Origin of the sequence: Neobacillus terrisolis, from assembly GCF_051233475.1 — a bacterium.
In the GTDB taxonomy this organism is placed as follows: domain Bacteria; phylum Bacillota; class Bacilli; order Bacillales; family Cytobacillaceae; genus Bacillus_BU.
Map to the genome: position 1 here is coordinate 192,149 of NZ_JBKFGH010000018.1, position 8,681 is coordinate 200,829.

General features: G+C 39.6%; 8 protein-coding genes. All 8 read right to left on the reverse strand.

Features of this window, described 5'->3' with window-relative positions:
* Nucleotides 1-19: 19 nt before the first annotated feature.
* The gene (locus tag ACI48O_RS12965; RefSeq protein ID WP_435562234.1) at nucleotides 20-661 is read right to left on the reverse strand and encodes a YrrS family protein; all 642 of its coding nucleotides are present in this window, start codon (nucleotides 659-661) and stop codon (nucleotides 20-22) included.
* Nucleotides 662-725: 64 nt separating this feature from the next.
* Nucleotides 726-2,495, reverse strand: coding sequence for a peptidoglycan D,D-transpeptidase FtsI family protein (locus ACI48O_RS12970; RefSeq protein ID WP_435562235.1), 1,770 nt, complete (start codon nucleotides 2,493-2,495; stop codon nucleotides 726-728).
* A 66-nt stretch (nucleotides 2,496-2,561) separates the two neighbouring features.
* Entirely contained in the window at nucleotides 2,562-3,038 is a 477-nt protein-coding gene (gene greA, locus ACI48O_RS12975; protein ID WP_435562236.1) for a transcription elongation factor GreA, read from the reverse strand.
* Between the two features lie 140 nt (nucleotides 3,039-3,178).
* The gene (gene udk, locus ACI48O_RS12980; RefSeq protein WP_435562237.1) at nucleotides 3,179-3,814 is read right to left on the reverse strand and encodes a uridine kinase; all 636 of its coding nucleotides are present in this window, start codon (nucleotides 3,812-3,814) and stop codon (nucleotides 3,179-3,181) included.
* 4 nt (nucleotides 3,815-3,818) lie between these two features.
* Nucleotides 3,819-5,090, reverse strand: a complete 1,272-nt coding sequence (locus tag ACI48O_RS12985) for a peptidase U32 family protein (RefSeq protein WP_435562238.1) — start codon at nucleotides 5,088-5,090, stop codon at nucleotides 3,819-3,821.
* Nucleotides 5,091-5,156: 66 nt separating this feature from the next.
* Nucleotides 5,157-6,086: a peptidase U32 family protein gene (locus ACI48O_RS12990; RefSeq protein ID WP_435562239.1), complete on the reverse strand. Its 930-nt coding sequence runs from the start codon at nucleotides 6,084-6,086 to the stop codon at nucleotides 5,157-5,159.
* Nucleotides 6,087-6,094: 8 nt separating this feature from the next.
* On the reverse strand, nucleotides 6,095-6,733 hold the full coding sequence (locus ACI48O_RS12995; RefSeq protein ID WP_435562240.1) for an O-methyltransferase: 639 nt from the start codon (nucleotides 6,731-6,733) through the stop codon (nucleotides 6,095-6,097).
* Between the two features lie 362 nt (nucleotides 6,734-7,095).
* Nucleotides 7,096-8,226, reverse strand: a complete 1,131-nt coding sequence (gene mltG, locus ACI48O_RS13000) for an endolytic transglycosylase MltG (RefSeq protein ID WP_435562241.1) — start codon at nucleotides 8,224-8,226, stop codon at nucleotides 7,096-7,098.
* Nucleotides 8,227-8,681: the final 455 nt, after the last annotated feature.

The window sequence follows — 8,681 nt, forward strand, 5'->3', positions numbered from 1 at the left end:
ATTAGCGATCCCTACTTTCTTAGTCCTCACTCTGCTTGCCTTTATCATTTTCAATCAATTCTTCTACCTTCACAGGCTTCCAGCCTCCACCGTCCTCCCACTCCAAGTAAACCCGGTATGCTTGCGGGTCTCCTTTTGCGGTTACGGTTCCAATCGAGCCTTCTGATGAACCATCTCTACTTAAGTACCAGACGGTCATATTTTCCTTGTCAATGCCAATTGCATAGGCCAAGGCTTGAACCCTTTCGTCCCAATCGGAATCAGAAGTATACGGACCTGTCTGTGTGGTTCCAACTGGTTCCCAAGCTGGATTCATAATCGTTTGTTTTACATTGTTGCCGCCACCTTCTGTAATGACTGGTGACTCCTCATCTTCCTTCTCTTCTTCCACAGCATCATCTGTAGAATCTTCATCTTGCTTTGATGTTTCAACGGTCTTATTTGAACTATTGACATTCTCATTTTGGTTTACACTGTTTTCAACAGATTCCTCTTGTTTTTTGTCTTTTTGATCGTCATTTGAAAAAATCGACACTGAAACAAAAATAATTAAGAGAATGACGACGCCAATAAGGCCATTAAGAATCAAATTCGTTTTTCTTCTTTTTGCGCGAACCTGAGATCGCATTCCATCTCTTGATTGATCAAAATTGCTTTTCAAGGGATAATCCTCCTTTGACAAGTTGATAATATTCTACCATGCCAAACTGAAAACTTGAAGGAGATTATTGTGCACCATTGTTCTCTGTATCGATTTCATAAAGCTTTTTAACCATATCGGCAAACAAAAGATTGACTCCGCCTTGATCTTCTGTCACATCCAAATTCACCGTTACTAAAACATATTTTGGATCCTCAAACGGAAAATAGCCGGCGAACCATTTATTATGGAGCTGCTGTTTATTTTCAAATTTCCCCGTCTCTGCCGTTCCTGATTTACCAGCTATAGCATAGGGCAAATCTTTAAACCACCGTCCCGTACCTTGTTCGTTTGTAACAACTTCGCGAAGGAGCTCCTGTAATTTCATTGCCGTATAGGGAGCTATCGAATCACCTTTCGATTCTGTTTTTGGAAACTCATACATTGTTGTGCCGTTTTGATATTCAATTTTTGAGGCGACACGAACCATATCCTTTTCTCCGCCTCTGGCAATGGTTGCCATCATGTTGGCTACTCCAAGTGGGGTAGCTCTAACTTCGTGCTGGCCAATCCCCGTCATCGCTACAAAGTTTTTATCCTTTTTCGCATCTTCGGAAATAAATACCCTTCCAGCCTCTTCATCTGGTAATTGTTTAAATTGGTCGAGATGAAAAATGGTTCCCTGCCAGCCAACTTGACCTATTAACCCTAATTTATTGGCATAATCTCCAATAAGGTTCGGATTAATGTCCTTTAATTCATTGGCAATTTGTCCAAATGTACGGTTACAGCTTCGTGCAAAGCTGTCTTTGAAATTAAGCATGCCATGCCTGTATTTTAAATCTGGATCGCCATTTATTTTTCTGCTGCAATCAAAAGTCCGGGTTGGATCATTAAGATTGTTATCGATCGCTGCGGCGGCTACTACAGTCTTAAAGACTGATCCAATGATCTGCTGCTTAACCATCATATTTTCAATCCCATTTCCCTTATATGGATCCTTATGGTTAATGCTAGGGCGTGAAACGAGTGATAATACACTATTGTTTTCAATATCAAGAAGAACGAGTCCTCCCTTTTTAATCCCATGCTGGGTCACAAGTTTTTCGGCGGCCAATTGTATTTTTTTATCAATAGTTGTTTTTATATTTACAGGATAATACGGATTGCTGGAATCCACGTATTTCACATTAACCCCAAATAATGGTGCACCATCACCATCGACATGATAAACCAACTTAGATTTTCCTTCAGCAATTAAAAACTCATCAAAGCTCTTTTCTAATCCCGAAATGCCGATTAATGTTTGCGGTGAATATTCTTTATCAGGATACCTCTCGTTCAATTCCTGCTGATTTTCTTTTACTAAGCCTATCAATTGCTCAGCTGGAGTGTTAGCCAACAAATACTTTCGTTTCACAGCAAATACTCCAGGAACTTTCAGAGCATTGATTTTCTCCATCTGCGAGCTTGTTAGATGGATTGGATTAGGGTCTCCAAATGCAAACGGTTTTTTAGCTTTCTCTACCTTTTGATAAAGTAATTTTTTATCAACCCCAATAATTTTCCCAATCTTTTCAGCATCCCAATCAATCTTTTTCAAAAAAGGAAATAAAATAAGGACAGGAATATCTTCATAAATGATCGGACTCCCATTTCGGTCAAGAAAATTTCCTCTGCCGCTATCGAGGATTACTTCTTGGGAGCGCTGCTTAACACTTGCTTCCAATAAATTGATTTGATGCTTTGAGAAGCTCTTTGTGGCAAAAAGCTGTATTTCCATTAATCGCCCCATGAGCAAGCCTAAACAAACAAAACTTACCACTACCCAAACCATCATCCGTTTTTTTAACATAAAAAACACCTCGTCAAAAGTTTTGACGAGGTTTTGCATTTTCAAACAAAATATAAACAAAGATCGTTATTTAATGGTAACGATGCGTACGCTCATTTCTCCACCAGGAGTTTGAACAGACACTTCATCTCCAACCTTACGACCCATTAAGCTTTTTGCAATAGGTGAGTCGTTTGAAATTTTCCCTTCAAACGGATCTGCCTCAGCGCTTCCCACGATCGTGTAAGTTTCTTCTTCTCCATCAGGAAGCTCAACAAAAGTGACAGAGCGGCCTAACGAAACAGTATCGCTTTGCATTTCATCTTCTTCAATAATTTTGGCATTACGAATCATATTTTCTAATGTTGTGATTCGGCCTTCAACAAAGGCTTGCTCTTCTTTTGCAGAATCATACTCTGAGTTTTCGGAGAGATCCCCAAAGCTTCTTGCAATTTTAATCCGCTCAACAACTTCTTTACGTTTAACGGTTTTTAATTGTTCTAATTCCTGCTCAAGTTTTTCTTTACCAGCTTGTGTCATCGGAAATACTTTTTCTGTAGCCAAAGACATTCACTCCTTCTAGTCTTCACAATCACCCATTGAAATTGTGGATAAAAATTATGTAGGGTCTTAAAAATACATAGGAGCGCGTCCTGTTAAAGGGCGCGCGTATTTTTTCTTTTTTTATTATCTATGCTATTGTTTCATAAAAATGATTTTTGTTCAAGAATTGTTTGAATTTTTGTGACCATAAGATCAATCGCAACGTGGTTATGACCGCCTTCTGGGATGATAATGTCTGCATAACGCTTCGTTGGCTCTATAAATTGATTATGCATAGGTCTAACAACGTTCACATATTGATCAATAACCGAATCCATTGTTCTGCCTCGTTCCTTAATATCTCTCAGTAATCTGCGAATAATTCTTAAGTCAGCATCGGTATCAACGAATAATTTAATATCCATCAAATTTCGTAGGCGTTCGTCTTCTAAAACAAGGATTCCCTCGAGAATAATTACATCCTTTGGCTCAACAACGATCACCTCGTCTGAGCGGGTATGAATCGAATAATCATAGACAGGTTTATTTATGGATTCATATTTAAGCAATTTCTCAATGTGTTCAATCAGCAAATCATTATCAAAAGCAAGCGGGTGGTCATAATTTGTCTTTAACCTTTGTTCAAACGGCAAATGACTTTGATCCTTATAATAATAATCTTGTTCGATCATTAAGATGGAATGTCCTTTAAACTGCTGATAAATTGCTTTTGTAACGCTAGTTTTTCCCGACCCGGAACCGCCAGCTACACCTATTACAACAGGCTTGCGACCCATAAAATTAATTCTCCTTTCGCATCATGTTGTTAGGGTATACTGCATGGTCCATTTTAAATTTGACAATTTGGAGGGGATGACGTGCTGCATCTAATTCATTTCCATCCTCGTCCCAAATTTTATCAATTTTATAAGTGAAGTTTTCAATATCCGGTCCAAAAAATTCCACTTCATCGCCTGGCTTGAAATGGTTTCGCTGCTGCAAAGTAACCATTTTCGTTTCCGGATTATAGTCTAATACTAATCCTGCAAATTCAAATGTTGTCTTCTTGCTATGGTTTCCAAACATTTGCTCTTTATACCCAGGTACCCCTTCAAAAAAGGCTGGAGCGGTATCTCGGTTTGCGCATTTATCCAGTTCCTCGATCCATTCCTGCTTTATAACGAAGTTATCAGGGTCAGCACAGTATGCATCAATAACTTTTCGATAAACACTGACTACTGTTGCAATGTAATGGATTGATTTCATCCGTCCCTCGATCTTAAGGCTGTCAATTCCGAGTTCAATCATCCGTGGGATTGATTCAATTAAGTTGAGATCTTTTGGACTCATTGCAAACGGAGCATCATTTTCTGAAAACAATGCCTGATCATGATCACCCTCTGCCTTGTAGAGGTCATAATCCCATCGACAAGATTGACAACAACCGCCGCGATTCGAATCACGCGCTGTCATATGATTACTTAATGTACAGCGGCCTGAATAGGCAATACACATTGCACCGTGAATAAATGTTTCAATCTCAATATCCACTTTTTCTTTCATTTCTTTAATCTCTTCCGCACTTGTCTCACGTGCGAGAACGACCCGTTCGAGGCCTTCCTCTTTCCAAAACTGAACAGCCTTCCAGTTCGAAAGGGATTGCTGTGTACTTAAGTGCACTTCTATTTCAGGAGCAATCCTGCGGCATGTTTCGATAATAAGCGGATCGGCAACGATAATACCGGCAACGCCGGCTTCCTTTAGCCCTTGTAAATAGTCTTCTAACCCGTCAATATTTTCATTGTGAGCATATATATTTGTGGTTATATAAATTCTTGCATTGTACTTTTTCGCAAATTCCACGCCTTCCTTCATTTCTTCAAAAGTGAAGTTATCAGCGTTTGAGCGAAGGCCATATTCCTGTCCACCAATAAAGACGGCATCTGCTCCATATTGGACGGCAATCTTCAATTTTTCAAGATTACCTGCAGGCGCAAGGAGTTCTGGTTTTTTAACAATAACACGTTTGCCGTTTACGATTTCTGAAATATTGTTTTTTATATTAGCAGTCATCCTGTTTGCCTCCTCATATATTATATTTCTTGCTACTTCTGTTAAACGATGATGTTTGATTTTTTCTTAATAAACGGTTTCTTTAAAGAAGAAGCCTGTATCAAGCGGGCGGGAGTCTGGTTGAATCTTCTCGATTTCCTCTAGTAAATCCGTTTTTAAATCCTCGTATTGATCTGGATCTTCCACACAAACATCAATCGCTTTTCGATAAAGCTTGGTAACCTCGATAAGATATTCAGAGCTTTTTAAAATGCCTTCAATTTTAAAAGAGTCGACCCCTGCTTCAATCATGTCTTGAAGCTCATCAATGATACAAATATCATTTGGACTCATGATATGGGTTCCATTCTCATCTTCAAAAATCGGGTATTTATTTCCGCGCTCCTTATCGTGCAAATACATATTTTTTTCGTATTTGCTTTTGCTCACCTCTAACGATTGACCTTGATATTCGAAGTAATTACCAAGGAGGCTGCGTTTCGATTGAAACATACTGGTCATTCCATGAACTTGAACTTCAATTTCGACTTCTGCATGTTCTTTCATCTCAATTATGGCATCCATATTGATTTCTTTAGCTAGAACAGACCGTTTCGCTCCTTTGCGGCCCCAATAGTTGCAAGTATACCAGTTTGTTCCGGTTGTTTCGGTATTCCAATGCAGCTTCATTTCTGGCGCTACTTCTCTTACCGTCATTAAAACTGCAGGGTCCCCAAACACGATCCCATCTGCTTTAACCGAACTTAAAAACGATACATAATCGCTTAATTCTGCAATTTTTTCATTATGAAAAATAGCATTCATGGCGACATATACTTTTTTCCCATGGTCATGGGCAAGTTCTATCGCTTTCGCAACGGCAGCACGGTCAAACTCTCCAGCCAGACGTAAGCCATAGCGTTGCTCTCCAATCATGAAGGCGTCAGCACCCGCTTGGGCTAAAGGGATAATATCGTCTACTGAAGTTGGTGTCACTAATAATTCCGGTTTCTTCATGATCATTTTCACCTCTTTTTACTAATCGCAATCCCGTCTCCAACAGGAATAATGACAGTATTGTAGTCGGGATGCTTCATCAACCAACAATTAAAATCTTTAATCTTTTTTACTAATGATCGTAACCGCTTATTCTCAATGGTTTCCTCACATACCATACCTTTAAACAATACATTGTCCGTAATGATCAAACCATCTTTATTAAGATATTGAGAATACAACTCAAAAAAGCGTTGATATTGACCTTTAGCAGCATCAATAAAAATAGCATCGAATGGTGCAAAAGCTTTAATTTGATCCTCTGTTTCTAGAGCATCACCGCTAATGACAACAATCTGAGCTTGTTTTTCTGCTTTTGCAATATACTCGGCCGCCTTCTTAAGCCTCTCCTCATCTCGTTCAACTGTAATGATTTTAGATGAAGGGAGTGCATCCGCCATTCTTAATGCCGAATATCCAATAGCCGTTCCAACCTCTAAAATCTGTTTAGGACTGTGAAGCCGTAAAAGCTGAAGCATCGTTTCAATTCCGGTAAGTTCCATAATCGGAACACCAAATTCTTTCGCATACTGCTCCATCTCGAAAAATATTTCAGACCGGTCGGGTATTAGTTCTGCTATATATAACTGCAGCTTCTCATTTTCCAAGCTGCCATCACCTCACCTTAAAGCGGAAGCGCCCGGGGAGCGCACGACAGGACTGGAGCACATCGACTGAGATAAAGGAAACACGAAAAGCGGCAGCTTTTCGATGTTGACTTATCGTAGGGAGGTGGGCGAAGTCCACTAGGCGCTGGGCGCTGGAGCTAGATATTTATCTAATTTCAGTACTGAATACTTTATTATTGCCGATTACTGAACAAGAAAAAATAGCGGTCACAGAGGGGATAACCGAAACAGGAGCACTGCTTCAGACAAGATCCTAACAAATCTGTGGGTCACGCTATTGCAATAGTGTATCAAAACACTCGAATTATTTTATCATAAAAAAAATTGGAAAGCTAATTTAATTAATTTCCTGTTATATGTTTTGCCTTTTCTCTATTGTGTTCATCAAGGGTTTTCGTAAAAATAACGTTCCCTTCTGAAGTGGCCAGGAAATAGAAATACTCTGATTCTTTCGGATTCAAAGCGGCTTCAATTGACATCGAACCTGCACAAGCTATCGGTCCCGGCGGTAAGCCCGGATATTTATACGTATTATAAGGAGAATCGACCTTTAAATCCTCATATAGCACTCTATCCTTATGCTTTCCTTTTGCATATAATACGGTTGGGTCCGTCTGTAATGGCATTCCAGCTCCTATTCGGTTATAAAACACGCTGGCAATCATATCACGGTCTGCTTTTTCAGTGGCTTCTTCCTCAATCAACGATGCCATCGTTAATAATTGATGTGGCGAAACACTTTTTTCATTCATTTGAACTTCGTATTCATTTAAAATATCGTCTGTTTTATTAAGCATCTCAGTAACTACTTTTTCAATCGAAGGATTTTCCTCATAAAAGGGGTAAGTCGCAGGGAACAAATATCCTTCTAACGGATACATTACTTTTTCGCTTAGAATTTCTTCTGTTAAGACATTCGGATACTTTTCCATCATTTTTTTGACAAAGGCAGGATCATTAAGTTGATTAAAGACCTCATCGTGGCCACGATTTGTTTTTTCAGCAATAATATCGGCAATTTGTTTAAGTTGTTTTCCTTCCGGGATGGTGATTTTGAAAACAACCTCCTCTAATACTTTTCCTGTTTTAAGATGGTCAAGGATTTCTGGAAGCGTCATGGATGGGGCCAACTCGTAGCTCCCGGCCATAAAATTGGTTTCATTATTGAATTTCACATAATATTTAAACACTTTGGCATCTTTGATAATCCCTTTCTTTTCTAAAATCTCACCTATTCCAGAAACAGAAGAGCCAATGGGAATATCGACTGTTTTTGCTTGTTTATTGTCAGGGTCGACCGGCTGCAACGCGGCTTTAATGTAAAAATATCCCCCGCCAAACACCGCACTGATCAGCAGAAAAATAATAATAGAAGCTATAAGGACAATTTTACGAACAACCTTTGCCTCGCTTTGGCGTTCGATCATTTTTTTTCGAATTAAGTCTTTTGTTTCCTCATTCCTATCTGACAAAGCTTTCCCTCCACTCACTTAGCTGACCTTTTTTTCTATTTACACCTCGCATTATTATACTATATTTTTATTTTTCATCGCAAAATAATACATAAATTTCATTTTTTAGGGAATGTTCTACAATTTTTGCACCAAAAGACTCTGTTAGTTTTCTGTTGATTTCCGCTCCAGGTGCTCGCGCACCTTAGGGGGAGTCCGCGAGCCTGTCTAGCTACAGCGGCTAGGGGCTCGGGGTCATAAGCCAATCCGTCAAGAAGGTCAAAGAACGACCTTCATGCCGGCTCGTCTTATGCCTGTCGCCCCTGGGCAAGCCGCTTCCGCTTTTCCTTCTCCTCGGCGCTATTGCGCCTGCGGGGTCTCCCGTGACACCTTTTCCCCCAGGAGTCTCGCACCTTCCGCTCCAATCAACAGAGTGCTCAAAATAATATTGTTCTCTAACACAGCCAAAAAAAAGC

Coding starts and splice junctions, on each gene's coding strand:
- ACI48O_RS12970 (WP_435562235.1), bottom strand. CDS start 2,495: ATGTTAAAAAAACGGATGATGGTTTGGGTAGTGGTAAGTTTTGTTTGT.
- ACI48O_RS12990 (WP_435562239.1), bottom strand. CDS start 6,086: ATGAAGAAACCGGAATTATTAGTGACACCAACTTCAGTAGACGATATT.
- ACI48O_RS12985 (WP_435562238.1), bottom strand. CDS start 5,090: ATGACTGCTAATATAAAAAACAATATTTCAGAAATCGTAAACGGCAAA.
- udk (WP_435562237.1), bottom strand. CDS start 3,814: ATGGGTCGCAAGCCTGTTGTAATAGGTGTAGCTGGCGGTTCCGGGTCG.